The sequence below is a fragment of the Duganella sp. BJB1802 genome (genome assembly GCF_013369445.1).
Lineage (GTDB): Bacteria > Pseudomonadota > Gammaproteobacteria > Burkholderiales > Burkholderiaceae_D > Rugamonas > Rugamonas vulcania_A.
Genome location: NZ_JABWEF010000007.1, coordinates 110319 through 136859 on the forward strand (window position 1 = coordinate 110319; position 26541 = coordinate 136859).

The window sequence follows — 26541 nt, forward strand, 5'->3', positions numbered from 1 at the left end:
ACTGGGGAGAATTGCAATGCGCTACAGCGATTGGAAAATTGGGATGCGCCTGGCCGGCGGCTTCGGCTTGGTGATGTTGCTCATCGTCGGCATGGCCATGGCCGGCATGTGGCGCCTGCAGGCGGTGGGCGACCTGACCGAGCAGATGGTGGGCAGCGCCAGCGTCAAGGAGCGCCTGACCGCCGAATGGCATAACCAGATCAGCATCAGCGGCGTGAGCGTGCTGGCCTTCGCCCGCAATACCGAAACCGCCGAATCCCCGGCGCTTGCCGAGAAGGCAGCCGCCACCCGCGCGCGCGTCAACGCCATCCAGAAGCAACTCGAACCCCTGCTGACCAGCACCGAGGAGAAAGCCTTGCTGGAAGCGGTCGCGTCGGTGCGCAAGGGCTATGCGGCCAGCCGCGATGTTTTGTTCAAGCTCAAGAAAAGCGGCGACCTCGCCGGCGCCCGCGCCTTGGCCGACAGCAAGCTGGAACCCCAATTCAACGCCTACCTGGACAGCGTGCAGAAAATCGGCGACTACGAGGCCGGCGTCGGCCGCGCGCTGGCGGCGGAGGTGCAGCAGCAATACCATTCGGGCCAGCGCTTCCTGCTGGCGCTGACGGCCGGCGCGCTGGCGCTGGGCGCCTGGTTCGCGTACGTGATCGGCATATCGATCACCGGCCCCATCCACAAGGCGGTGCGGGTGGCGCAGACCGTCGCGGCGGGCGACTTGAGCAGCAAGATCGACGTGCGCAGCAAGGACGAGACCGGCGTGCTGCTGCAGGCGCTGAAGGACATGAACGCCAGCCTGATCAACATCGTCGGCCAGGTGCGCAGCGGCACCGACACCATCGCCACCGCCTCGGGCCAGATCGCCACCGGCAACCTCGACCTGTCGGCCCGCACCGAACAGCAGGCCAGTTCGCTGCAGCAGACCGCCTCGTCGATGGAGGAGCTGACCGCCACCGTCAAGCAGAACGGCGACAACTCGCGCCAAGCGCACACGCTGGCGCTGTCGGCCTCGGAGGTGGCGGTCAAGGGTGGCACCGTGGTCGACGAAGTGGTCGACACCATGAGCGAGATCAGCACGTCGGCGCACAAGATCGTCGACATCATCGCCGTCATCGACGGCATCGCCTTCCAGACCAATATTTTGGCCCTGAACGCGGCGGTGGAGGCGGCCCGCGCCGGCGACCAGGGCCGGGGCTTTGCCGTGGTGGCGAGCGAGGTGCGCAACCTGGCCCAGCGCAGCGCCAGCGCGGCGAAGGAAATTAAGGAGCTGATCAACAATTCGGTCGACAAGGTGGAAAGCGGCGCGCGCCTGGTGGCCCAGGCCGGCAGCACGATGCGGGAAATCGTCGTCAACGTGCGGCGTGTGACCGACATCATCGGCGAAATCACCGCCGCCAGCGCCGAGCAGACCAACGGCATCGAGCAGATCAACCGCGCCATCGCGCAGATGGACCAGGTGACGCAGCAGAACGCGGCGCTGGTCGAGGAGGCGGCGGCGGCCTCCGCCGCGCTGCAGGACCAGAGCGGGGCGCTGGCCCGCGTGGTCAGCGTGTTCCAACTTTCCGGCACTGCGCCGAAAAACAGGGACAGAGTCAGGCCGGTTTTGCTGGGCGCCTGATTAATCGGGGACAGAGTGGTGTAGAATCGGTGTTTCCGATTCCTTTTGCTGAAATTTATGGCACGTCTACCCCGCTTGATCGTCCCCGGCCAGCCGCATCACGTTATCCAGACCGGCAACAACAACCAACCGATCTTCCGCGAGACCGAAGATTACCAGGCCTTCCTCGGCTGGCTGCGCACAGCCGCCAAGAACTACAAAGTGGCGGTGCACGCTTATGTGTTGATGCCGGACCACCTGCATTTGCTGGTCACGCCGGCCGACGAGGAGGGCCTGGGCCAGATGATGCAATGGATAGGCCGCTATTACGTACCCTACTTCAATCAAAAATACGGCCGCAGCGGCACTTTGTGGAATGGACGCTACAAAACCTCGCTGATCGACGCCGAGCAATACTTCATGTCGTGCAGCCGTTATATCGAGTTCAATCCAGTGCGCAACGGCATGGTGGGGCGGGCCGAGGATTATCCGTGGTCCAGCTATCCGCACCACGCCGGCCTGCGTTCCGACGGCCTGATCGTCGACCATCCGAAGTTCTGGGAACTGGGCAACACGCCGTTCCAGCGCGAGGCGGCCTACATCGCGCTGGCCGAGCCGGCCTTGAGCGAGGAAGAGATCACCCTCATCAGCAAGGCGCTGCTCAAGGGCTGGCCGTTGGGCACGGAGCAATTCAAGACGGCGTTGCAGCACAAGGTCAAGCGCCAGGTCTTGCCGGCCAAGCGCGGCAGACCGTTCAAAATCAAGCCTGAAGCGGCCTGAACAACGAGCCAACACCGTGGGAATCGCCGGTTCCCGCGGTTTTTTTAGAATCGCCATCACTCTGTCCCTAATTAAAATTTCCGGCGACTCGGAAAAAATTAATTCGACTCCGACCCTAATTGTTATTGTTGAAGTTTACGCTGCATTGCACTACTCTAGCTTTTCGTTAGTCAAAATTGCAGTGGAGAGCCCATGAAAGCCCAAGGTCTGTACGATCCGTCCAATGAACACGATGCCTGCGGCGTCGGTTTCGTCGCCCACATCAAGGGCAACAAGAGCCACTCCATCGTGGAGCAGGGTCTGTTGATCCTGAAAAACCTCGATCACCGGGGCGCCGTGGGCGCCGATGCGCTGATGGGCGATGGCGCCGGTATCCTGATCCAGATTCCGGACCAGTACTATCGCGACGAGATGGCCAAGCAGGGCGTGGAACTGCCGCCGCCAGGCGAGTACGGCGTCGGCATGGTGTTCCTGCCGAAGGAAAACGCTTCCCGCATCGCTTGCGAACAGGAAATCGAGCGCGCCGTGCGCGCCGAAGGCCAAGTCGTGCTGGGCTGGCGCAACGTGCCGGTCGACTGCGACATGCCGATGTCCCCGACCGTGCGCGCCAAGGAGCCGGTGATCCGCCAGATCTTCATCGGCCGCGGCGCCGACATCATGGTGACCGACGCGCTGGAACGCAAGCTGTACGTGATCCGCAAATCGTCCGGCCACGCGATCCAGGCGTTGAAGCTGATCCACGGCAAAGAATTCTTCGTGGCCTCGTTGTCGGCCCGCACCATCGTCTACAAGGGCCTGCTGCTGGCGGACCAGGTCGGCGTGTACTACAAGGACCTGCAGGATGCGCGCTGCGTGTCGGCGCTGGCGCTGGTGCACCAGCGTTTCTCGACCAACACCTTCCCGGAATGGCCGCTGGCCCACCCGTACCGCCTGATCGCCCACAACGGCGAGATCAATACCGTCAAAGGCAACTTCAACTGGATGCGCGCCCGTGAAGGCGTGATGAAGTCCGCCGTGCTGGGCGACGACCTGCAGAAGCTGTTCCCGCTGATCTACGAAGGCCAGTCGGACACCGCCTGCTTCGACAACGCGCTGGAACTGCTGCTGATGGCGGGCTATCCGATCGCCCAGGCGATGATGATGATGATTCCGGAAGCCTGGGAAAATCACGGCACGATGGACGACAATCGCCGCGCGTTCTACGAATATCACGCCGCCATGATGGAACCGTGGGACGGCCCGGCCGCCATGGCCTTCACCGACGGCCGCTACATCGGCGGCACGCTGGACCGCAACGGCTTGCGTCCGGCCCGCTACATCGTCACCGACGACGACCTGGTCGTGATGGCGTCGGAATCGGGCGTGCTGCCGATTCCCGAATCCAAGATCATCCAGAAATGGCGTCTGCAGCCGGGCAAGATGTTCCTGATCGACCTGGAAGCGGGCCGCATCATCGACGATAAAGAGCTGAAAGACACCTACGCCAACGCCAAGCCGTACAAGGCGTGGATCAACGCGGTGCGCATCAAGCTCAACGAAATCAAGCTGAGCGAAAGCCAGCTGGCGCACAACCGCGCCAAGGACGTCGCGCCGGCCCAGGGCGAAAAAGCCACGCCATCGCTGCTGGACCGCCAGCAAGCCTTCGGCTACACCCAGGAAGACCTGAAGTTCCTGATGGCGCCGATGGCCGCCGCCGGCGAAGAAGCCACCGGCTCGATGGGCAACGACTCGCCGCTGGCCGTCATGTCCAACAAGCTCAAGCCGCTGTACAACTACTTCAAGCAGCTGTTCGCGCAAGTGACCAACCCGCCGATCGACCCGATCCGCGAAGCGATGGTGATGTCGCTGGTGTCCTTCATCGGCCCGAAACCGAACCTGCTCGACACCAACAACGTCAATCCGCCGATGCGCCTGGAAGTGTCGCAGCCCATCCTGGGCTTCGACGACATGGCCCGCCTGCGCGGCATCAGCGCGCATACCGGTGGCAAGTTCAAGTCATATGAGCTGAACATCTGCTATCCGCTGGCTTGGGGCAAGGACGGCGTGGAAGCCTGCCTGGCGTCGCTGTGCGCCGAGGCGGTCGACGCGGTCAAGTCCGGCCACAACATCCTGATCGTGTCGGACCGCTCGGTCGGCCCGGACCGCGTGGCGATTCCAGCGCTGCTGGCCACCTCGACCGTGCACCAGCACCTGGTCAGCAAGGGCCTGCGCGCCTCCACCGGCCTGGTCGTCGAGACCGGCTCGGCCCGCGAGACCCACCACTTCGCGCTGCTGGCAGGCTACGGCGCCGAAGCGATCCACCCTTACCTGGCGATGGAAACGCTGGTCGAGATGGCGCTGGGCATGCCGGGCGACATGACCGGCGAGAAGGCGGTCTATAACTACACCAAGGCGGTCGGCAAGGGGCTGATGAAGGTCATGTCCAAGATGGGCATCTCGACCTACATGTCCTACTGCGGCGCGCAGATCTTCGAGGCCGTCGGCCTGAACAAGTCGCTGGTCGACAAGTACTTCAAGGGCACGGCCTCCAACGTGGAAGGCATCGGCGTGTTCGAAGTGGCGGAAGAGGCGCTGCGCCTGCACAACCTGGCCTTCGGCGACGATCCCGTGCTGGCCAACCACCTGGACGCCGGCGGCGAGTACGCCTACCGCGTGCGCGGCGAAGACCACCTGTGGACCCCGGATGCGATCGCCAAGCTGCAGCATTCGACCCGCAGCAACAACTTCTCCAGCTACAAGGAGTACGCGCAGATCATCAACGACCAGAGCAAGCGTCACCTGACCTTGCGCGGCCTGTTCGAGTTCAAGCTCGATCCGACCAAGGCGATCCCGCTGGACGAAGTCGAGCCGGCCAAGGAAATCGTCAAGCGCTTCGCGACCGGCGCCATGTCCATGGGTTCGATCTCGACCGAAGCCCACGCCACGCTGGCGGTGGCGATGAACCGCATCGGCGGCAAGTCCAATACCGGCGAAGGCGGCGAGGATCCATCGCGCTACACGATGGAACTGAAGGGCATCAAGATCAAGCAGGGCGAGACCATGGCCTCGGTCATGGGCAAAGAGCAGATGGTGGTCGACATTCCGCTGCAGGCGGGCGATTCGCTGCGCTCGCGCATCAAGCAGGTGGCGTCCGGCCGTTTCGGCGTGACCGCGGCCTACCTGAACTCGGCCGACCAGATCCAGATCAAGATGGCGCAGGGCGCCAAGCCGGGCGAAGGCGGCCAGCTGCCGGGCCATAAGGTGTCCGAGTACATCGCGACCTTGCGCTTCTCGGTGCCGGGCGTGGGCCTGATCTCGCCGCCGCCGCACCACGACATCTATTCGATCGAGGATCTGGCACAGCTGATCCACGACCTGAAGAACGCCAACCCGCGCGCTTCGATCTCGGTCAAGCTGGTGTCGGAAGTGGGTATCGGCACCGTGGCCGCCGGCGTGACCAAGGCCAAGGCCGATCACGTTGTGGTCGCAGGCCATGACGGCGGCACTGGCGCTTCGCCGCTGTCGTCGGTCAAGCACGCCGGTACGCCGTGGGAGTTGGGCCTGGCGGAAACGCAGCAGACCCTGGTGCTGAACGGCTTGCGCAGCCGCATCCGCGTCCAGGCCGATGGCCAGATGCGTACCGGCCGCGACGTCGTCATCGCCGCCATGCTGGGCGCCGACGAAATCGGCTTCGCCACCGCGCCGCTGGTGGTCGAGGGCTGCATCATGATGCGCAAGTGCCACCTGAACACCTGCCCGGTCGGCGTCGCCACGCAGGATCCTGTGCTGCGCGCCAAGTTCTCCGGCAAGCCCGAGTACGTGGTGAACTACTTCTTCTTCGTCGCCGAGGAAGCCCGCCAGCTGATGGCGCAACTGGGCATCCGCACGTATGACGAGCTGATCGGCCGCGTCGACCTGCTGGACAAGTCCAAGGCGATCACGCACTGGAAGGCCAAGGGCCTGGACTTCAGCAACATCTTCTACTCGCCGGAAGTGCCGAACGGCGACTCCATCTACCACACGATGGAGCAGGACCACGGCCTGGACAAGGCGCTCGACCACAAGCTGATCGCGCAAGCCAAGGCCGCGCTGGAGAAGGGCGAGCGCGTCTCGTTCATCTCGCCGGTACGCAACGTCAACCGCACCGTCGGCACCATGCTGTCGGGTGAAGTGGCCAAGCGCTACGGCCACGCCGGCCTGCCGGACGACACCATCCACATCCAGCTGCAAGGCACGGCCGGCCAGTCGGCCTGCGCCTTCCTGGCGCACGGCATCACCATCGACCTGGTCGGCGAGGGCAACGACTACGTCGGCAAGGGCTTGTCGGGCGGCCGCATCATCGTGCGTCCGAACACCGAGTTCCGTGGCTGGGCGGTGAACAACATCATCATCGGCAACACCGTGCTGTACGGCGCGATCAGCGGCGAAGCCTTCTTCAACGGCGTGGCCGGCGAGCGTTTCGCCGTGCGTAATTCGGGCGCCACCGCCATCGTCGAAGGCACCGGCGACCACGGTTGCGAATACATGACCGGCGGCACCGTGGTGGTGTTGGGCGCCACCGGCCGCAACTTCGCGGCGGGCATGTCGGGCGGCATCGCCTACGTGTACGACCCGGAAGGCGATTTCGAGGCGCGCTGCAACACCGCGATGGTGACGCTGGAGCCGGTGCTGACCGCCAAGGAGCAGGAAGCCCAGAGCGAGACCTGGCACGTGCAGCACAAGGACCACGGCCGCGAGGCGGACGAGGTGATCCTGAAGCGCTTGATCGAGCGTCACTTCAAGCACACCGGCAGCACCCGTGCCCGCCTGTTGCTGGACAACTGGGCCGAAGGCCGCGGCAAATTCGTCAAGGTCTTCCCGAGCGAATACAAGCGCGCCCTGGTCGAGATGGCCGAGGACGTGGCGAACGAAGCCGCCTCCGCGCAGCCGATCGCAGCCTGATGCTGACCGTACAGAACAATATTTAAGGAATTATCGTGGGTAAAATCACCGGCTTCATGGAATTCAAGCGTCAGGACGAGGGCTATCTGCCGCCTGCTACGCGGTTGAAAAACTATTCCGAATTCGTCATCACCCTGACCAACGAGCAGGCCAAGGTGCAGGGCGCGCGCTGCATGGATTGCGGCATCCCGTTCTGCAACACCGGCTGCCCGGTCAACAACATCATCCCGGACTGGAACGACCTGGTCTATCGCGGCAACTACCGCGAGGCGCTCGACACCCTGCACTCGACCAACAACTTCCCGGAATTCACCGGCCGCATCTGCCCCGCGCCGTGCGAGGCCGCCTGCACGCTGGGCATCAACAACGATCCGGTCGGCATCAAGTCGATCGAGCACAAGATCATCGACGAAGGCTGGGAACACGGCTGGGTCGTGCCGCAGCCGGCCGCCCAGCAGAGCGGCAAGAAAGTGGCCGTGGTCGGCTCCGGCCCCGCCGGCCTGGCGGCGGCGCAGCAGCTGGCGCGCGCCGGCCACGCCGTCACCGTGTTCGAGAAGAGCGACCGCGTCGGCGGCCTGCTGCGCTACGGCATTCCAGACTTCAAGATGGAAAAGTCGCACATCGACCGCCGCATCAAGCAGATGGAAGCCGAAGGCGTGGTGTTCCGCACCAGCGTCCTGGTCGGCAAGGACTTCCCGGCCAACGTCAACAACTGGGCCAAGGAAACCATCTTCCCCGAAGACCTGGCCAAGGACTTCGACGCGGTCGTGCTGGCCGGCGGCGCCGAGCAGCCGCGCGACCTGCCGGTGCCGGGCCGCGAGCTCAAGGGCGTGCATTTCGCCATGGACTTCCTGCCGCAGCAAAACAAGGTCAACGCCGGCGACAAGGTCAAAGACCAGCTCAAAGCCACCGGCAAGCACGTGGTGGTGATCGGCGGCGGCGACACCGGTTCCGACTGCGTCGGCACCTCGAACCGCCACGGCGCCGCCTCGGTGACCCAGTTCGAGCTGATGCCGATGCCACCGGAGCAAGAGAACAAGCCGCTGGTGTGGCCGTACTGGCCGACCAAGCTGCGCACCTCCTCGTCGCACGAGGAAGGCTGCGAGCGCGACTGGGCGGTGGCCACCAAGCGCCTGGAAGGCAAGAACGGCAAGGTCGAGAAGCTGGTCGCCTGCCGCGTCGAGTGGAAGGACGGCAAGATGAGCGAAGTGCCGAACTCGGAATTCGAGATGAAGGCCGACCTGGTGCTGCTGGCCATGGGCTTCGTGTCGCCGGTCGCCAACGTGCTGGACGCTTTCGGCATCGAGAAAGATGCGCGCGGCAACGCCAAGGCCACCACGGACGGCGAAGGCTGCTACAAGACTACCGCCCCCAACGTGTTTGCCGCCGGCGACGTGCGCCGCGGCCAGTCGCTGGTGGTGTGGGCGATCCGCGAAGGCCGCCAGTGCGCGCGCGCGGTCGACGAGTTTTTGATGGGCTCTTCGGAACTTCCACGCTAATCCCAGCGGTCCGCGAAAGCCTTCTTCGCGCCGGTGGGAACGGGTGATCCCCGTTCCCACCGGTTTTTTTACGTCCATGGTTTGTGCGATGCAGCAATGTTACAATTCTTGATAGGTGTAAATTGCTGACTTTGGGTTCAGTAGTGTTGTATTATCCGCTACTTACAATGCCTCTCTCTGTCACAAAAGAAGGAGGCGCCAGCAGAGATTAACCTTTCTGCACTACAATACGGCATTCAAAAAAATGAGTTCAGTCGTGGCTAATCTAGTCGAAATCCGTGATTTACACTTTTCCTATGGAAAGCGCTCGATCTTGTCGGGCCTCCAGATGGACTTCCCACGCGGAAAAGTGGTCGCGGTGATGGGCGGCTCGGGCAGCGGCAAGACCACGGTATTGCGCCTGATCGGCGGCCAGATCCGCCCGCAACGCGGCCATGTCAAGGTGCAGGGCCAGGTGGTGCACAAGCTCAATACCGCCGGCCTGTATCTGCTGCGGCGCAAGATGGGCATGTTGTTTCAGCACGGCGCGCTGTTTACCGACCTGACCGTGTACGAAAACGTCGCCTTCCCGCTGCGCGAGCACACCGACCTGTCGGAAGAGCTGATCCGCAACCTGGTGCTGATGAAGCTGCACGCGGTCGGCCTGCGCAACGCCGCCAAGCTCAAGCCGGGCGAAATCTCCGGCGGCATGGCGCGCCGCGTGGCGCTGGCCCGCTCGATCGCGCTGGACCCGGAACTGATCATGTACGACGAGCCCTTCGCCGGCCTGGACCCGATCTCGATGGGCGTCACCGCCAACCTGATCCGCAACCTGAACACCGCGCTGGGCTCGACCACGGTGCTGGTGTCGCACGACGTCAAGGAATGCTTCGCCATCGCCGACTATGTGTACTTCCTGTCGCAAGGCAAGATCGTCGCGCACGGCACGCCGGACGAGATGATGGTGTCGACCGACCCGTATGTGAAGCAATTCGTCAACGCCGAGGCCGATGGCCCGGTGCCGTTCCACTATCCAGGCAAGTCCCTGGCCGATGACCTGGGCCTGGGAGTGCAAGTATGAGTCTGAAGAACTGGTTGTCCAAGCTGGGCGCGCCGCTGCGCGATTACGTCGAAAGCATAGGCTACGGCAGCCGCAGCTTCGCCAACATGCTGGGCGTGTCGCCCGGTCTGCTGCGCCGGCCGTCGCTGGTGGTCGAGCAACTGCATTTCATCGGCAATTATTCGATGCTGATCATCACCCTGTCCGGCCTGTTCGTCGGCATGGTGCTGGGCTTGCAGGGCTATTACACGCTCAACAAATACGGCGCCGAACAGTCGCTGGGCCTGCTGGTGGCGCTGGGCCTGACCCGCGAACTGGGGCCGGTGATCACCGCGCTGCTGTTCGCCGGCCGCGCCGGCACCTCGCTGACGGCCGAAATCGGCCTGATGAAGGCCGGTGAGCAGCTGTCGGCGATGGAGATGATGGCCGTCAACCCGGTCCAGCGCGTGCTGGCGCCGCGCTTCTGGGCCGGCGTGATCTCGGTGCCGCTGCTGGCGTCGGTGTTCAGCGCGGTCGGCGTGTTCGGCGGCTACCTGGTCGGCGTGCAGCTGATCGGCGTCGACGAGGGCGCGTTCTGGTCGCAGATGCAGGGCGGCGTCGACATCTGGAAAGATATTTACAACGGTTTTGCCAAGAGCGTGGTGTTCGGCATCGCCATCACCTTCATCGCGCTGTACCAGGGCTACGAAGCCCAGCCGACCCCGGAAGACGTGGCGCGCGCCACCACCCGCACGGTCGTGATTTCATCGCTGATGATCTGGTGGCTGGACTTCATGATGACGGCGCTGATGTTCAGCAAATAAGCGTAAAAGTACAAGATAAGAAACTAAGGAATCGCTATGCAACGTAAATCTCTGGATGTCTGGGTCGGTCTGTTCATCGTCGTCGGCGTCGCCGCGCTGATGTTCCTGGCGCTGAAGGCCGGCAACATGGGTTCCATGTCCTTCGGCAAGGCCTACCCGATCACCGCCAAGTTCGACAACATCGGCAGCCTGCGCCCGCAGGCGCCGGTCAAGGCGGCCGGCGTGGTGGTAGGCCGTGTGGGAGAGATTAAGTTTGATGACAAGACTTACCAGGCGCTGGTAACCTTGAACATGGAAGAAGGCTACAAGTTCCCGAAAGACAGCTCGGCCAAGATCCTGACCGCCGGCCTGCTGGGCGAGCAATACGTGGGCATCGAAGCCGGCGGCGACACCAACAACCTGGGTGCCGGCGACAAGATCGCCCGCACCCAGTCGGCCGCCGTGCTGGAAGACCTGATTAACCAGTTCATCTACAGCAAAGCTGCAGAAGGAAAGGACAGCAAATGACGCAACGCACCTCGAAACACCTCCGCAGCGCCGCACTGGCGCTGGGCGTCACCGTGCTGCTGGCCGGCTGCGCCGGCCCCAACCCGCGCGACCCGTACGAGGGCTTCAACCGCGCCATGTTCAGCTTCAACGACACGGTCGACACCTACGCGCTCAAGCCGGCCGCGACGGCCTACCGCAACGTGCTGCCGAACTTCGTGCAGACCGGCGTCAACAACTTCTTCGGCAACCTGGCCGACGCCTGGACCGGCGTCAACAACCTGCTGCAAGGCCATGGCGAGGCCGGCATGTCGGACGTCACCCGCTTCGCGCTGAACTCCACGCTGGGCATCGTCGGCCTGTTCGACATCGCCTCGGAAGCCGGCCTGCAAAAGCACAAGGAAGACTTCGGCCAGACGCTGGGCACCTGGGGCGTGCCGTCCGGCCCGTACCTGATGCTGCCGCTGCTGGGCCCTTCGACCGTGCGCGACACGGTGGCCTTGCCGCTGGACATCAAGGGCGATATCTGGGCCTACAAGGAGCCGGTCTACATCCGCAACACCGGTACCGCGCTCCGCGCCGTCGACCAACGTGCTAACCTGCTCAACGCGACCAGTTTGCTGGAAGACGCCGCGCTGGACCGTTACGAATTCATCCGCGACGGCTTCCTGCAGCGCCGCGAAAGCCAGATTCATCCCGACGGCGACGACGCACCGCGCAAGCCGTCCAAGGATGACTCGGCCGAGCCGGACGTGAAGCCGGAGGCCAAGCCGGAAGCCAAACCGGTCGCCGCCGCACAAAGTTCTACCCCTGTGTCATCCGAATCGGCGCCAAAAGAGTTAAACTCTGGCGCACCGGCTGCGGCAACCGTCAGCCAGTGACCCCGAAGAACCACACAAAGGTAACGACAACATGAAATTGATTAAACAACTTATCGCCCTGGCAACTGTCGCGCTGGCCGTCAACGCCCACGCGGCCGCGGCGCCGTCCAACGAAGCGCCGGACGTGCTGGTCAAGCGCATCAGCCAGGAAGTGATCGAGACCGCCAAGTCCGACAAGGCCATCCAGGCCGGCGACCAGAAGAAAGTGCTGGACCTGGTCGAAAGCAAGATCCTGCCCTACGTCGACTCGCAGCGCATGACCGCGCTGGCGGCCGGCCGCTTCTGGCGCGACGCCACCCCCGAGCAGCAAAAAGCGCTGTCGGACCAGTTCCGCACGCTGCTGATCTTCACCTACTCGGGCGCGCTGTCGCAGATTAAAAACGAAACCGTCGAGTTCAAGCCGATGCGTTCCGACCCGTCCGACAACGAAGTGGAAGTGCGCTCGCAGGTCAACGTCACCCGCGGCGAACCGATCCCGCTGAACTACCGCGTCGCCAAGACCCCGTCCGGCTGGAAGATCTACGACATCAACGTGCTGGGCGCGTGGCTGGTCGAGACCTACAAAGGCACGTTCGCCTCCGAAATCAGCAAGGGCGGCATCGACGGCCTGATCAAGACGCTGACGGAAAAGAACAAGTCGCTGGCCAACAAGCCCCTGAAAACCGTTGCCAAGTAAGCCATAACGCCATGTCCACCGCCGTTTCCGAAGCCACCGACAACCTGCAGTCCCTCACGACCCTGACCGTGCTCAACGCCTCCGCGGCGCTGGAGCGCGGCCTGGCGGCCCTCAAGGCCGGCCAGACCGTGTTCGACCTGCGCCATGTGTTGACGGTGGATTCGGTGGCGGTGTCGGTCATGCTGGCGTGGCAGCGCGCCGCCCAGGACGCCGGCGTCAAGCTGGAACTGAAAAACCTGCCGCCGGCGCTGCAAAGCCTGACCAAGCTGTACGGCGTGTGCTCGCTGCTGTTCCCGACCAGCGTCAAGCTGGACCAGGACTGCGGCGCGCCAGCCAATCCCGCCCACGAAGAGTTTGCCCCGGTCGACGCGCCGGAATCCTTTTTCACCAAAAAGACCGGTCTCGCCGACGACTCGTCTTCGCACCACCATCATTGACCCCCGCCCTACTCCGCTCCCCTGGTAAACAGCCAGTCCGGCTCTGCCGATCCGAATTTCCAATATAATTGAACGTTGCCGCTGCCTGAGAGCCGCGGCGCCCGCAGCATCTTCCGCCATTTGGCACATTTAGGCCACACAGCGCCGGTTCGCGCCGCCGCACCTTACAGATAAGTCAAGCATGACAGCGATCCAAATAAGTAATGTCGAGAAGCGCTACAAGTCGCTCCAGGCACTGGGCGGCGTCTCCCTTTCCATCGAGGAGGGGGAATTCTTCGGCCTGCTGGGCCCGAACGGCGCCGGCAAGACCACCCTGATTTCCATCATCGCGGGCCTGATCCGGCCCGACGCCGGCAAGGTCACCATCCACGGCCACGATGTCACCGGCGATTTCCGCGCCGCCCGCAAGAAGCTGGGCGTGGTGCCGCAGGAGCTGGTGTTCGATCCCTTCTTCACCGTGCGCGAAACGCTGCGCCTGCAGTCGGGCTACTTCGGCTTGCCGAACAACGACGCATGGATCGACGAGGTGATGCACAACCTCGACCTGACCAACAAGGCCGACGTCAACATGCGCGCGCTGTCCGGCGGCATGAAGCGCCGCGTGCTGGTGGCGCAGGCGCTGGTGCACAAGCCGCCCGTGATCGTGCTCGACGAGCCGACCGCCGGCGTCGACGTCGAACTGCGCCAGACGCTGTGGAAGTTCATCTCGCGCCTGAACCGCGAAGGCCACACCGTGGTGCTGACCACCCACTACCTGGAGGAAGCGCAGGCCATGTGCAAGCGCGTGGCCATGCTCAAGAGCGGCAAGGTCGTGGCGCTCGACACGATGGCGTCGCTGATCCGCCGCATCTCCGGCTCGCAGCTGACGGTCAACCTGGCCGCCGGCGACCTGCCGGAAGACCTGCGCCACCTGGTCACGCATCCGGAAGAGTCGGAGCACGGCAAGAAGTACAGCCTGCGCGTCAACGAATACGCCGAAGTCGAAACCCTGCTGGCGCGCCTGCGCGAATCCGGTGCGGTGATCGACGAAATGCAATTGCAACAAGCTGACCTGGAAGATATCTTCTTGCAGATCATGGACAAGGGGACCGTATGAACTTCATTTCCACCGGCTTTCGCACCCTGGTCTACAAGGAGACGCTGCGCTTCTGGAAAGTCGCCACGCAGACCGTCGCCGCACCGATCCTGACGGCCATGCTGTACCTGCTGATCTTCGGCCACGTGCTCGAAGGCCGCGTCACCGTATACTCGGACGTCAGCTACACCGCCTTCCTGATCCCCGGCCTGGTGATGATGAGCGTCCTGCAGAACGCCTTCGCCAACTCGTCGTCGTCGCTGATCCAGTCCAAGATCACCGGCAACCTGGTGTTCGTGCTGCTCACGCCCCTGTCGCACTGGGAGATCTTCTCGGCCTACGTGATCGCCGCCATGGTGCGCGGCATCGTGGTCGGCTTCGGCGTGTTCGTGGTGACCGCGTGGTTCGCCCACCTGTCGTTCACGGCGCCGCTGTGGATCGTGGTGTTCGCGCTGCTGGGCGCCGCCATCCTCGGCACCATGGGCCTGATCGCCGGCATCTGGGCCGAGAAATTCGACCAGCTGGCCGCGTTCCAGAACTTCCTGATCATGCCGCTGACCTTCCTGTCCGGCGTGTTCTACTCCATCCATTCGCTGCCGCCGTTCTGGCTGACGGTCTCGCACCTGAACCCGTTCTTCTACATGATCGACGGCTTCCGCTACGGATTCTTCGGCCAGTCGGACGTCAACCCGCTGGTCAGCGTGAGCATCGTCTCCGCCTTCCTGGTCGCGTTGGCGCTGCTGGCGATACGCTTGCTGCGCAGCGGCTACCGGTTGCGCCACTAATTTTTAAGGACCCATCATGCCTACCACTCCAGAACTGATCCACGGCTACATCTCGGCCGGCCTCGAATGCACCCACCTCGAAGTGGAGGGCGACGGCCAGCACTTCCAGGCGATCATCGTCTCGCCCGCGTTTGCCGGCAAGCGTTTGATCCAGCGCCACCAGATCGTGTACGCCGCGCTGGGCGACCGCATGCGCGAGGAAATCCACGCGCTGTCGATGAAAACCCTCACCCCTGAAGAATACCAAGGATAAGCATGGACAAGCTCCTCATCCAAGGCGGCAACCGCCTGAACGGCGACATCAACATCTCCGGCGCGAAGAACGCGGCCCTGCCCATCCTGTGCGCCGGCCTGCTGACGTCGGGCGACGTCGAGCTGTCCAACGTGCCGCACCTGCACGACGTGGCGACCATCCTCAAGCTCTTGGGCCAGACCGGCCTGAAAGTGACGCAGGACGGCGACAAGGTCACGCTCAACGGCAGCGCCATCGACAAGCTGGAAGCCCCGTATGAGCTGGTGAAAACCATGCGCGCCTCGATCCTGGTGCTGGGCCCCTTGCTGGCGCGCTTCGGCGAAGCCAAGGTCTCGCTGCCGGGCGGCTGCGCCATCGGCTCGCGTCCGGTGGACCAGCACATCAAGGGCCTGCAGGCGCTGGGCGCGGACATCACTGTCGAAGGCGGCTACATCTACGCCAAGTGCAAAAAGCTCAAGGGCGCGCGCATTGTCACCGACATGATCACCGTCACCGGCACCGAGAACCTGCTGATGGCCGCCACCCTGGCCGAAGGCGAGACCGTGCTGGAAAACGCCGCCTGCGAACCTGAGGTGACCGACCTGGCCAACCTGCTGGTGGCCATGGGCGCGAAGATCGAAGGCATAGGCACCAACCGCCTGACGATCCAGGGCGTGGCCGAGCTGCATGGCGCGAAGCACGCCGTGATCTCAGACCGCATCGAAGCGGCGACCTTCCTGTGCGCGGTGGCTGCCACCGGCGGCGATATCACGATCCGCAACACCCGCGTCGACATCATGGACGCCGCGCTGGACAAGTTGCGCGAGATCGGCCTGCAGATGACCATCGGCGACAACTGGATCCGCGCGCAGATGGACAAGCGCCCGACGCCCGTGACCTTCCGCACCACGGAATACCCCGGCTTCCCGACCGACATGCAGGCGCAGTTCATGGCGGTGAACACCATCGCCGACGGCGCCAGCCGCGTGACCGAGACGATTTTCGAAAACCGCTTCATGCACGTGCAGGAGATGAATCGTCTCGGCGCGTCGATTGAAACCGATGGCAACACCGCCTTCATCAAAGGCGTCGAGCAGCTGGTGGGCGCGCCCGTGATGGCGACCGACCTGCGCGCCTCGGCGTCGCTGGTGATCGCGGCGCTGGCCGCGCGCGGCGAAACGCTGATCGACCGCATCTACCACCTCGACCGCGGCTACGACCAGATGGAAGTAAAACTGTCCGCGGTCGGCGCCAACATCAAACGGATTAAATAACATGAGCGCATTCCAGGCCAACTCGCAGCTGATCCTCGCGCTGTCGAAGGGACGTATTTTCGAGGACACCCTGCCGCTGCTGGAAGCGGCCGGCATCACCGTCACCGAGAATCCGGAGACTTCGCGCAAGCTGATCCTGTCGACCAACGATCCCGATGTGCGCGTGATCATCGTGCGCGCCACCGACGTGCCGACCTATGTGCAGCACGGCGCGGCGGACTTCGGCGTGGCCGGCAAGGACGTGCTGCTGGAGCACGGCGGCGAAGGCCTGTACCAGCCTATCGACCTGCACATCGCGGCCTGCCGCATGTCGGTCGCGGTGCGCAACGGCTTCGATTACGAGACCGCCGTGCGCCAGGGCGCGCGCCTGCGCGTGGCCACCAAGTTTGTGGAGACCGCGCGCGAGCACTTCGCCAAGAAGGGCGTGCACGTCGACCTGATCAAGCTGTACGGCTCGATGGAACTGGCGCCGCTGGTCGGCCTGTCGGACGCCATCGTCGACGTGGTCAGCACCGGCAACACGCTGCGCGCCAACGACCTGAAAGAAGTCGAGGCGATCATGGACATCTCGTCGCGCCTGATCGTCAACCAGGCCGCGTTGAAGCTCAAGCGCGCCCGCCTGCAACCGATTATCGAAGCCTTCGAACGCGCCTCTAAAAAGTAAACCATCATGCCGATTCAAATCACCAAGCTCGATTCCACCCAAGCCGATTTCAAAAAGTCACTGGACGCCCTGCTGGCATTTGAAGCGAGCACCGATGAAGCGATCGAACGCGCCGTCGCCGGCATCCTGGCCGACGTGAAGGCGCGCGGCGACGCCGCCGTGCTGGAATACACCAATCGCTTCGACCGCATCCCGAACGGCGGCGCCGCCAGCATGGCCGCCTTCGATATCCCCGAGGCCGAGTTGCAGGCCGCATTGGCCGCGATTCCCGAAGCGCAGCGCAACGCGCTGCACACCGCCGCGCAGCGCATCCGCGTGTTCCACGAGCGCCAGAAGCAGGAGCTGAACGGCTTCACCTACACCGAAGCCGATGGCACGGTGCTGGGCCAGAAGGTCACGCCGCTGGACCGCGTGGGCATCTACGTCCCCGGCGGCAAGGCGGCTTACCCATCGTCGGTGCTGATGAACGCGATACCCGCGCACGTCGCCGGCGTCGGCGAGATCACCATGGTGGTGCCGACCCCGGACGGCGTGAAGAACCAGATGGTGCTGGCCGCCGCCGCGATCGCCGGCGTCACCCGCGTCATCACCATCGGCGGCGCGCAGGCTGTCGCCGCGCTGGCGCACGGCACCGAGACCATCCAGCCGGTCGACAAGATCGTCGGCCCCGGCAACGCCTACGTGGCCGCCGCCAAGCGCCGCGTGTTCGGCATCGTCGGCATCGACATGATCGCCGGCCCTTCCGAAATCCTGATCATCTGCGACGGCACCACCGATCCAGACTGGGTCGCGATGGACCTGTTCTCGCAGGCCGAGCACGACGAGCTGGCGCAAGCCATCCTGCTGTGCCCCGACGCCGACTACATCGCCAGGGTGGAAGCGAGCATCAACAAGCTGCTGCCGACGATGCCGCGCGCGGAAACGATCCGCACCTCGCTGACCGACCGCGGCGCGCTGGTGAAGGTGCGCGACATGGCCGAAGCCTGCGCCATCGCCAACAGCATCGCCGCCGAGCACCTGGAGATCTCGGCCGAGAACCCGCAGCAGTGGGCCGACCAGATCCGCCACGCCGGCGCCATGTTCCTCGGCCGCTTCTCGTCCGAATCGCTGGGCGACTACTGCTGCGGCCCGAACCACGTGCTGCCGACGTCGCGCACCGCGCGCTTCTCGTCGCCGCTGGGCGTGTACGATTTCCAGAAACGCTCGTCGATCATCCACGTCAGCGAAGCCGGCGCGCAAACGCTGGGCAAGGTCGCGGCGGAACTGGCCTACGGCGAAGGCCTGCAGGCGCACGCCCGCAGCGCGGAGCTGCGCCTCAAATGAGCGAAGCGTGGATCAATCAGGTCTTCTGTGAGGATGCGCTGGCCGGACTGGCGCGCATCCCGGACGGTTCCATCGACCTGATACTGACCGACCCGCCGTACAACCTGGGCAAGGACTACGGCAACGACTCCGACTCGCAAACGGTGGAGGAGTACCTGCGCTGGACCGAGCAGTGGATCGACGCCGCGCTGCCCAAGCTCAAGCCCAACGGCAGCCTGTACATCTTCCTGACCTGGCGCTTTTCCCCGGAGATCTTCGTGCTGCTGAAAAAGCGCATGACGATGATGAACGAGATTATCTGGGACCGCCGCGTGCCGTCGATGGGCGGCAGCGTGCGCAGCTACTCGTCGGTGCACGACACCATCGGCTTCTTCGTGCGCCGCAAGGACTACTACTTCGACCTGGACTCGGTGCGGATTCCCTACGACGCCGAAACCAAGAAGGCCCGTTCGCGCTCGATCTTCGTCGGCGCCAAGTGGCTGGAGGTGGGCTACAACCCCAAGGATTTGTGGAGCGTGTCGCGCCTGCACCGTGAGCATCCCGAGCGCGCCGACCATCCCACGCAGAAGCCGCTGGAGATCATCGAGCGCATGGTCAAGGCCTCGTGCCCGCCGGACGGCGTGGTGCTGGACCTGTTCATGGGCAGCGGCACGACGGCCATCGCGGCCAAGCGCTGCGGCCGCAATTTCGTCGGCTTCGAACTCAATCCCGACTACTGCGCCATCATCGCCGAACGCCTGGCGATGCCGGAGGTGCCCGCACCGCCGGAAAAAAAGAAGAAGTCAGCCGTCAAACGAAGTTTAATCAACTCATAGGAGCCTTAGTAAGATGTCTTCCATCGACACCCTGGTCAACACCACCATCCGCTCCGACGTGCGCGCCATCCATGGCTACCATGTCGCCGACGCGAGTGGCTATATCAAACTGGATGCGATGGAGAACCCTTACCACCTGCCGCATCACCTGCGCGAGGAGCTGGCCAACCGCCTGGTGGACGTGACGCTGAACCGCTATCCGGTCGCCTCCTACGCCACCATCAAGGAGCGCGTGCGCGCCAAGCTGGGCGTGCCGGCCGGTTATGACGTCATGCTGGGCAACGGCTCCGACGAACTGATCTCGATCCTGTGCACCGGCTGCGCGCTGCAGGACCGCCGCGCCGTGGTGCTGGCGCCGACGCCGTCGTTCGTCATGTACCAGCGCTCGGCGCAGTTCGCGGGCATGGACTACGTGGGCGTGCCGTTGAAGGCCGACCTGACGCTGGACCTGCCGGCCATGCTGGCGGCGATCGCCAAGCACAAGCCATCGCTGGTGTTTCTGTCCTATCCAAACAACCCGACCGGCAACCTGTTCGCGGCGGACGACATCGTCGCCATCATCAGGGCGCTGGACGGCTTCGGCCTGGCCGTGGTCGACGAAGCCTACGAGCCGTTCGCGCAGCAGACCTTCATGCACCGCCTGCCGGAATTCGACAACCTGGTGGTGATGCGGACCGTATCGAAGCTGGGCCTGGCCGGCATCCGCCTCGGCTACATGTCGGCGGCGCCGGAATTGCTGGCCGAATTCGACAAAGTGCGGCCTCCTTACAACATCAACGTGTTGACGCAGGCAGCGGCCGAATTCGCGCTCGACCACGTGGAGGTGCTGAACCAGCAGGCCACCGATTTGCGCGCCGCACGCGCCGATCTGATGGCTGCATTGGCCGCCATGCCCGGGGTGCAGGTCTTCCCGTCGGCGGCGAATTTTATCTTGATACGGGTGCCGAATTCCGATGATGCCTATGCGAAACTGCTGTCCCGCAAGGTATTAATCAAAAATGTAGGTAAAATGCACGATGTGCTGGCCAATTGTTTGCGTATCACGGTCAGCACCCCGGAAGAGAATTCCGCCTTCCTCGATGCCTTCGCCGCATCGCTGGCATCCTGAGACCCATCGCGAGCCTTTCATGAACCGCACCGCAGAAATCACCCGCAACACCAACGAGACGCAAGTGCGCGTCTCGATCAACCTTGACGGCACCGGCCAGCAGAAGCTGAACACCGGCGTGCCCTTCCTGGACCACATGCTGGACCAGATCGCCCGTCACGGCCTGTTCGACCTGGAAGTGGAAGCGACCGGCGACATCCATATCGACAACCACCACACGGTGGAAGACGTCGGCATCACGCTGGGCATGGCCGTGGCCAAGGCCATCGGCGACCGCAAGGGCATCGTCCGCTACGGCCATTCGTATGTGCCGCTGGACGAGGCGCTCTCGCGTGTGGTGCTGGACTTCTCCGGCCGGCCTGGCATCGAGTACCACATCCCGTTCACGCGCGCGATGATCGGCACCTTCGATGTCGACCTGACGCTGGAATTCTTCCGCGGCTTCGTCAACCACGCGCTGGTGACGCTGCACATCGATAACCTGCGCGGCACCAACGCCCACCACCAGTGCGAAACCGTGTTCAAGGCCTTCGGCCGCGCGCTGCGCATGGCGTCCGAGCTGGACCCGCGCGCCGCCGGCACGATCCCGTCGACCAAGGGCAGTCTGTAAAACACACATCATGAAAAAAATCGTAGTAGTTGATTACGGCATGGGCAATCTGCGCTCGGTCGCGCAGGCCCTGCGCGCCGTCGCGCCCGAGGCCAACGTGCTGATCTCCGGCGAGGTTGCCGACATCGAATCCGCCGACCGCATCGTGCTGCCCGGCCAGGGCGCCATGCCGGACTGCATGCGCAGCCTGCGCGAATCCGGCGTGCAGGACGCGTTGCTGGTGGCCGCCAAAACCAAGCCGCTGATGGGTGTATGCATCGGCGAGCAGATGCTGTTCGACGTCAGCGAGGAAGGCAACGCCGCCGGCCTGGGCCTGTTGCCCGGCAAGGTGGTGCGCTTCCAGCTGGACGGCCAGATCCAGGAGGACGGCTCGCGCTTCAAGGTGCCGCAGATGGGTTGGAACCAAGTCCATCAAACCGCGTCTCACCCGATGTGGCGCGATATCGCGGACGATAGTTACTTCTATTTCGTGCACAGCTATTTCGCCCAGCCCGCGCTGGCCGAGCACACCGTCGGACAAACTGTCTACGGTGCGCCGTTCAGCTGCGCCGTCGCCCGTGATAATATTTTTGCGACCCAGTTCCACCCGGAGAAAAGCGCCGCGGCCGGATTGCAGTTGTACAAAAATTTCGTTCACTGGAACCCTTGATTTCATTTACCCCTAAATCTACCTAAACCATCATGCTGCTCATTCCTGCCATCGACCTCAAAGACGGTCACTGCGTTCGCTTGAAACAAGGCGATATGGAACTCGCCACCGTATTTTCCGAAGATCCGGCCGACATGGCTCTGCATTGGCTGAAACAGGGCGCACGCCGCCTGCACCTGGTCGACCTGAACGGCGCCTTCGCCGGCAAGCCGAAGAACGAGGCCGCGGTCAAGGCCATCCTGAAAGTGGTGCAGGAGTACGCCGAGGAAAACGACCTCGATGAGATCCCCGTGCAGCTGGGCGGCGGCATCCGCGATCTCGACACCATCGAGCGCTACCTGGACGCCGGCATCAGCTACGTCATCATCGGCACCGCCGCGGTCAAGGAGCCGGGCTTCCTGCACGACGCCTGCGGCGCCTTCCCCGGCCACATCATCGTCGGCCTGGACGCCAAGGACGGCAAGGTCGCCACCGACGGCTGGAGCAAGATGTCCGGCCACGAAGTGATCGACCTGGCGCAGAAGTTCGAGGCCTACGGCGTGGAATCGATCATCTACACCGACATCGGCCGCGACGGCATGATGGGTGGCGTGAACATCGAAGCCACCGTCAAGCTGGCGCAGGCGGTCAAGATCCCGGTCATCGCCTCGGGCGGCCTGCACAACCTGGGCGACGTGGAAGCGCTGTGCGCGGTGCAGGACGAAGGCATCGAAGGCGTGATCTGCGGCCGTTCGATTTACGAAGGCACCATTGACCTGGCCTCGGCCCAGTTGCGCGCGGACGAACTGAGCGGCGACGTGGTCGAAGAAGACACGGAAGAATAATGCTCGCTAAACGCATCATCCCTTGCCTGGACGTGACCGATGGCCGCGTCGTCAAAGGCGTCAATTTCACCGAGCTGCGCGATGCCGGCGACCCGGTGGAAATCGCCCGCCGCTACGACGAGCAGGGCGCCGACGAACTGACCTTCCTCGACATCACCGCCACCAGCGACAACCGCGGCCTGATCCTGGACATCATCGAGGCTGTGGCCTCGCAGGTGTTCATTCCGCTGACCGTGGGCGGCGGCGTGCGCGAGGTGGCCGATGTGCGCCGCCTGCTCAACGCCGGCGCGGACAAGGTCGCCATGAACTCGTCGGCGGTGTCGAATCCGCAGCTGGTGTTCGACGCCTCGCAAAAGCACGGCTCGCAATGCATCGTGGTGGCGATCGACGCCAAGCAGACCTCGCCGGGCAAGTGGGAAGTGTTCACCCACGGCGGCCGCAAGGCCACCGGCATCGACGCCATCGAATGGGCGAAGAAAATGGAACAGCTGGGCGCCGGCGAAATCCTGCTGACCAGCATGGACCGCGACGGCACCAAGTCCGGCTTCGACCTGGGCCTGACGCGCGGCGTGTCCGACGCGATCAACATCCCGGTGATCGCCTCGGGCGGCGTCGGCGGCCTGCAGGACCTGGCCGACGGCATCAAGCTGGGCAAGGCCGACGCCGTGCTGGCGGCCAGCATCTTCCACTACGGCCAGCACACCGTGCAGGAAGCCAAGCGGTTCATGGCGCAGCAGGGCATTCCGATGCGCCTGGTTTAAACGGAAAATGACGATGTCGACTACCCCAAGCGCCTTGGCCAAGGCTAAATGGCTGAAGAAGGTCCAATGGGACGAGCACGGCCTGGTGCCGGTCATCGCCCAGGAAGCGGGCAGCAACGATGTGCTGATGTTCGCCTGGATGAACCGCGAAGCGCTGGCCAAGACGGTCGAGCTGGGCGAGGCCGTCTACTGGAGCCGCTCGCGCAAGAAGCTGTGGCACAAGGGCGAGGAGTCCGGCCACGTGCAGAAGGTGCTGGAGATCCGCCTCGACTGCGACGAGGACGTGGTGCTGCTGAAGATCGAGCAGGCCGGCGGTATCGCCTGCCACACCGGCCGCCATTCCTGCTTCTTCCAGAAGTTCGAGGGCGACGCGCTGGAAGGCGACTGGCAGAACACCGAGCCGGTACTGAAGGACCCATCGGAAATCTACACCCCCGCCACCGTGGCGAAAACCAAAGCAAAGAAACCGACATGAGCACTATCCTGGACCGCCTGGCCGACATCATCGAGTCGCGCAAACTGGCCAACGGGGGCGATCCCGCCACGTCCTACACCTCCAAGCTGTTCTCCAAGGGCGACGACGCCATCCTGAAGAAAATCGGCGAGGAAGCCACCGAGACCGTCATGGCCGCCAAGGATGCGCGCGCCGGCGGCGACAGCGGCAAGGTGCTGTACGAGGTGGCCGACTTGTGGTTCCATACGCTGGTGCTGCTGGCCCAGTTCGATTTGAAGCCGCAGCAGGTGCTCGACGAGCTGGCGCGCCGCGAAGGCGTCTCCGGCATCGAGGAAAAAGCCGCCCGCAAGGAATAACCCCCCACTCACGGAGTCGTTGTGGAAAACTGCCTGTTTTGCAAGATAGCTGAAAAGAAAATCCCTTCCGCCATCGTTTACGAAGACGAAGACCTGCTGGCCTTCAAGGACATCAACCCGGCCGCGCCGGTGCATTTGCTGCTGATCCCTAAGAAACATTTCTCGACGCTGTCCGATTGCAGCGCCAACGAGGCGCCGCTGCTGGGCAAGATGCTGGCGCTGGCCCCCCGTCTGGCAGAGGAAGCCGGCTGCGGCGTCGGCTATGATGCGGACGGCTCGCCGACCGGCGGCTACAAGACGCTGATTAACAGTGGACCGAATGGCGGCCAGGAGGTGTACCATTTACACCTGCACGTGATCGGCGGCCCGCACCCTTGGCGCGGGCAACGCTAGTCACTTTGGCGGGATATCGCTAGCCACATGACATCTACATGACAGGCTGCGGTTCGCTTATACTGTCGCAGCAGTTCTCGAATCAACGGATAAATTGGGCGCGCGCGCCTTGCAAGGGGAATATGATGGGTTCATTCAGTATTTGGCACTGGCTGATCGTGCTGGTCATCGTGATGCTGGTTTTCGGTACCAAGAAACTGGGCAACATGGGTTCGGACATCGGCAAGGCCGTCAAGGGCTTCAAGGATGGCGTCAAGGGCGAGGACGACAAGCCGGCCACGCCAGCCGCGCCCGGCACCATCGACGTCGACGCTAAAGAGAAGAAGTAAGCCGGGGGAGCGCTGCTCCCTGCCAGGCTGAAACCACCTTATGATCGATCTCGGTCTTACCAAACTTGCTGTGATCGGCGTGGTTGCGCTGGTCGTCATCGGTCCTGAAAAGCTGCCCAAGGTGGCCCGCATGGCCGGGACGCTGTACGGCCGCGCCCAGCGCTACCTCAACGAAGTCAAATCCGAAGTCTCGCGCGAGATCGAACTGGAAGAGTTGAAGAACCTCCAGAAGGAAGTACAGGCGGCGGCCGAGAGCGTGAAGGCGGACGTCGAGAATTCGATGTCGCAGCACGTGGCCGAGGTGGAAAACGCCTGGCACGACACGCCGACCATCCACACGCCGGCCATCAGCCACGTCACCACCGACGATCTGTCGCGCAAGGCGCGCGAGTTCCGCCGCAAGAAGCTGGTGCGCAATTCGGCCATCCCCGGCTGGTACAAGCAGCGCCACGGCGGCAAGATGCACGTGACCTCCGGCGCCGCGCGCGTGGCGCGCTTCCGCCCCGGCAGCAACTCCTCTTCTTCGTTCTACTAAATGACTACTCCTGAAAAGGGCGAAGAGACCTTTATCTCTCACCTGATCGAACTGCGCGACCGTCTGGTCAAGGCATCGATCGGCATTGCCATCGTCTGCATCGCGCTGATGATCTGGCCTGGTCCGTCGCAGATCTACGATTACATCGCGCGGCCGATGATCGCCTCGCTGCCGGTCGGCTCGAAGATGATCGCCACCGGCGTGATCTCGCCGTTCCTGGTGCCGATGAAGGTGACGCTGGTCATCTCCATCATCCTGTCGCTGCCGTGGGTGCTGTACCAGCTGTGGGCCTTCGTGGCGCCCGGCCTGTACGCGCACGAGAAGCGGCTGATCGCGCCGCTGGTGATTTCCTCGTCGGTGCTGTTCATGTCCGGCGTGGCGTTCTGCTACTTTCTGGTGTTCGGGCGCGTGTTCCAGTTCATCTCCGAGTTCTCGCCGCAGTCGATCGCGGTGACGCCCGATATCGAGAATTATCTGGATTTCGTCATGTCGATGTGCTTGGCGTTCGGCGCGACCTTCGAGGTGCCGGTGGTGGTGGTGATCCTGGTGCGTATGGGGTTGGTCAGCGTGGCCAAGCTGAAGGAGATACGGCCTTACGCCATCGTGGGCGCTTTCGTGGTGGCTGCGATCGTTACGCCGCCTGACGCGGTCAGCATGTTCTCGCTGGCGATTCCGATGTGCCTGCTGTTCGAACTGGGCCTGCTGGTGGCGCCGATGTTCGTGCGCATGTCGACGGCGCCGGAAGAGAAGGCCTGATCTCAGGAAAACAGTTTCACCAGCGTGACTACGTGCAGCAGCAAGGACAGCCCGGTCAGGACATATAGTATGTTGAATCTGGCATCCATATGTGCTTTCAAAGCATCGATTCTCCCTTGCAGGTCGCCACGCAGCTTTTCGATCTGCCCTTGCAGGTCGTCACGCAGCTTTTCAATCTGCGCTTGCAGATCATCACGCAGCTTTGCAATTTGCCCTTGCAGGTCGCCACGCAGCTTTTCGATCTGCGCTTGCACTTCGCTGCGCAGCATCTCTATACGGGCAACAACATCCGTCTTCAGCAATACCAGATCGCCGGGCGTTACAGTGGACTCGGCTAGTGCGTCGCGCAAGGCCAGCGACTGAGCCTCGGCTTGCTGCTGAGGCAGCCCGGCTTCCTCGAGTTTTTTTGCGTAAGCAAGTGTGTCGAATTTGATAGGCATGTCCATCATCACTCCCTGATTAAATAGTAGCAGAAGCCAGCCAAAA

The 26541-nt window shown here is 63.5% G+C and carries 29 protein-coding genes; 28 read left to right on the top strand and 1 reads right to left on the bottom strand.

Annotated features, from left to right (window positions below; genetic code table 11):
* Positions 1-16 precede the first annotated feature (16 nt).
* The 28 genes from HUX88_RS13145 to tatC all read left to right on the top strand — a co-directional run bounded on the left by HUX88_RS13145 (position 17) and on the right by tatC (position 26055).
* Complete coding sequence (locus HUX88_RS13145) at positions 17-1612, top strand: methyl-accepting chemotaxis protein (protein ID WP_176362061.1); 1596 nt, start codon at positions 17-19, stop codon at positions 1610-1612.
* 57 nt (positions 1613-1669) lie between these two features.
* On the top strand, positions 1670-2371 hold the full coding sequence (locus HUX88_RS13150; protein ID WP_176362062.1) for a transposase: 702 nt from the start codon (positions 1670-1672) through the stop codon (positions 2369-2371).
* Between the two features lie 192 nt (positions 2372-2563).
* On the top strand, positions 2564-7291 hold the full coding sequence (locus HUX88_RS13155) for a glutamate synthase-related protein (protein WP_176362063.1): 4728 nt from the start codon (positions 2564-2566) through the stop codon (positions 7289-7291).
* Between the two features lie 35 nt (positions 7292-7326).
* Entirely contained in the window at positions 7327-8790 is a 1464-nt protein-coding gene (locus tag HUX88_RS13160; RefSeq protein WP_176362064.1) for a glutamate synthase subunit beta, read from the top strand.
* Positions 8791-9034: 244 nt separating this feature from the next.
* On the top strand, positions 9035-9850 hold the full coding sequence (locus tag HUX88_RS13165) for an ABC transporter ATP-binding protein (protein WP_217916316.1): 816 nt from the start codon (positions 9035-9037) through the stop codon (positions 9848-9850).
* The gene (mlaE, locus tag HUX88_RS13170; RefSeq protein ID WP_117012209.1) at positions 9847-10632 is read left to right on the top strand and encodes a lipid asymmetry maintenance ABC transporter permease subunit MlaE; all 786 of its coding nucleotides are present in this window, start codon (positions 9847-9849) and stop codon (positions 10630-10632) included. Before HUX88_RS13165 ends, mlaE begins: the two co-directional genes overlap by 4 nt.
* 36 nt (positions 10633-10668) lie before the next feature.
* On the top strand, positions 10669-11139 hold the full coding sequence (gene mlaD, locus HUX88_RS13175; RefSeq protein WP_117012208.1) for an outer membrane lipid asymmetry maintenance protein MlaD: 471 nt from the start codon (positions 10669-10671) through the stop codon (positions 11137-11139).
* Positions 11136-11999, top strand: coding sequence for a VacJ family lipoprotein (locus HUX88_RS13180; RefSeq protein WP_117012207.1), 864 nt, complete (start codon positions 11136-11138; stop codon positions 11997-11999). Before mlaD ends, HUX88_RS13180 begins: the two co-directional genes overlap by 4 nt.
* A gap of 31 nt (positions 12000-12030) precedes the next feature.
* On the top strand, positions 12031-12675 hold the full coding sequence (locus HUX88_RS13185; protein WP_117012206.1) for a phospholipid-binding protein MlaC: 645 nt from the start codon (positions 12031-12033) through the stop codon (positions 12673-12675).
* An 11-nt stretch (positions 12676-12686) separates the two neighbouring features.
* Positions 12687-13112, top strand: a complete 426-nt coding sequence (locus HUX88_RS13190; protein WP_176362065.1) for an STAS domain-containing protein — start codon at positions 12687-12689, stop codon at positions 13110-13112.
* A gap of 181 nt (positions 13113-13293) precedes the next feature.
* On the top strand, positions 13294-14208 hold the full coding sequence (locus HUX88_RS13195; RefSeq protein WP_117012204.1) for an ABC transporter ATP-binding protein: 915 nt from the start codon (positions 13294-13296) through the stop codon (positions 14206-14208).
* Positions 14205-14972 (top strand): ABC transporter permease, encoded by a 768-nt coding sequence (locus tag HUX88_RS13200; protein WP_161089573.1) that lies wholly within the window; start codon positions 14205-14207, stop codon positions 14970-14972. The genes HUX88_RS13195 and HUX88_RS13200 overlap by 4 nt, the downstream gene beginning before the upstream one ends.
* Positions 14973-14988: 16 nt before the next feature.
* Complete coding sequence (locus HUX88_RS13205) at positions 14989-15225, top strand: BolA family protein (RefSeq protein WP_117012202.1); 237 nt, start codon at positions 14989-14991, stop codon at positions 15223-15225.
* Between the two features lie 2 nt (positions 15226-15227).
* Positions 15228-16478, top strand: a complete 1251-nt coding sequence (gene murA, locus HUX88_RS13210) for a UDP-N-acetylglucosamine 1-carboxyvinyltransferase (RefSeq protein WP_117012201.1) — start codon at positions 15228-15230, stop codon at positions 16476-16478.
* 1 nt (position 16479) lies between these two features.
* The gene (gene hisG, locus HUX88_RS13215; RefSeq protein ID WP_176362066.1) at positions 16480-17142 is read left to right on the top strand and encodes an ATP phosphoribosyltransferase; all 663 of its coding nucleotides are present in this window, start codon (positions 16480-16482) and stop codon (positions 17140-17142) included.
* Between the two features lie 6 nt (positions 17143-17148).
* Complete coding sequence (hisD, locus tag HUX88_RS13220; protein ID WP_176362067.1) at positions 17149-18465, top strand: histidinol dehydrogenase; 1317 nt, start codon at positions 17149-17151, stop codon at positions 18463-18465.
* On the top strand, positions 18462-19280 hold the full coding sequence (locus HUX88_RS13225; protein ID WP_117012198.1) for a site-specific DNA-methyltransferase: 819 nt from the start codon (positions 18462-18464) through the stop codon (positions 19278-19280). The genes hisD and HUX88_RS13225 overlap by 4 nt, the downstream gene beginning before the upstream one ends.
* Positions 19281-19293: 13 nt before the next feature.
* Positions 19294-20388: a histidinol-phosphate transaminase gene (gene hisC / locus HUX88_RS13230; RefSeq protein ID WP_176362068.1), complete on the top strand. Its 1095-nt coding sequence runs from the start codon at positions 19294-19296 to the stop codon at positions 20386-20388.
* Positions 20389-20407: 19 nt separating this feature from the next.
* Positions 20408-20998 carry an imidazoleglycerol-phosphate dehydratase HisB gene (gene hisB, locus HUX88_RS13235; protein ID WP_117012196.1) on the top strand — a complete coding sequence of 197 codons (591 nt, stop codon included), beginning with the start codon at positions 20408-20410 and terminating at the stop codon, positions 20996-20998.
* 10 nt (positions 20999-21008) lie between these two features.
* Positions 21009-21647 (top strand): imidazole glycerol phosphate synthase subunit HisH, encoded by a 639-nt coding sequence (gene hisH / locus HUX88_RS13240; protein WP_117012195.1) that lies wholly within the window; start codon positions 21009-21011, stop codon positions 21645-21647.
* 32 nt (positions 21648-21679) lie between these two features.
* Positions 21680-22471: a 1-(5-phosphoribosyl)-5-[(5-phosphoribosylamino)methylideneamino]imidazole-4-carboxamide isomerase gene (gene hisA / locus HUX88_RS13245; protein ID WP_161083055.1), complete on the top strand. Its 792-nt coding sequence runs from the start codon at positions 21680-21682 to the stop codon at positions 22469-22471.
* The gene (hisF, locus tag HUX88_RS13250) at positions 22471-23232 is read left to right on the top strand and encodes an imidazole glycerol phosphate synthase subunit HisF (protein WP_161089581.1); all 762 of its coding nucleotides are present in this window, start codon (positions 22471-22473) and stop codon (positions 23230-23232) included. Before hisA ends, hisF begins: the two co-directional genes overlap by 1 nt.
* A 13-nt stretch (positions 23233-23245) precedes the next feature.
* The gene (hisI, locus tag HUX88_RS13255) at positions 23246-23707 is read left to right on the top strand and encodes a phosphoribosyl-AMP cyclohydrolase (RefSeq protein ID WP_117012192.1); all 462 of its coding nucleotides are present in this window, start codon (positions 23246-23248) and stop codon (positions 23705-23707) included.
* A complete protein-coding gene (locus HUX88_RS13260) occupies positions 23704-24042 on the top strand; it encodes a phosphoribosyl-ATP diphosphatase (RefSeq protein ID WP_117012191.1) in 339 nt (112 codons plus the stop codon). The genes hisI and HUX88_RS13260 overlap by 4 nt, the downstream gene beginning before the upstream one ends.
* Positions 24043-24063: 21 nt before the next feature.
* Positions 24064-24435: a histidine triad nucleotide-binding protein gene (locus HUX88_RS13265; protein WP_176362069.1), complete on the top strand. Its 372-nt coding sequence runs from the start codon at positions 24064-24066 to the stop codon at positions 24433-24435.
* A gap of 125 nt (positions 24436-24560) precedes the next feature.
* Complete coding sequence (gene tatA / locus HUX88_RS13270) at positions 24561-24764, top strand: Sec-independent protein translocase subunit TatA (RefSeq protein WP_117012745.1); 204 nt, start codon at positions 24561-24563, stop codon at positions 24762-24764.
* A gap of 40 nt (positions 24765-24804) precedes the next feature.
* Positions 24805-25299 (top strand): Sec-independent protein translocase protein TatB, encoded by a 495-nt coding sequence (gene tatB, locus HUX88_RS13275; protein ID WP_176362070.1) that lies wholly within the window; start codon positions 24805-24807, stop codon positions 25297-25299.
* Positions 25300-26055: a twin-arginine translocase subunit TatC gene (tatC, locus tag HUX88_RS13280; RefSeq protein ID WP_161095273.1), complete on the top strand. Its 756-nt coding sequence runs from the start codon at positions 25300-25302 to the stop codon at positions 26053-26055.
* 2 nt (positions 26056-26057) lie between these two features.
* Here the strand turns inward: tatC and HUX88_RS13285 are convergent, their stop codons facing one another.
* Positions 26058-26501: a coiled-coil domain-containing protein gene (locus HUX88_RS13285; RefSeq protein WP_217916317.1), complete on the bottom strand. Its 444-nt coding sequence runs from the start codon at positions 26499-26501 to the stop codon at positions 26058-26060.
* Between the last annotated feature and the right edge of the window lie 40 nt (positions 26502-26541).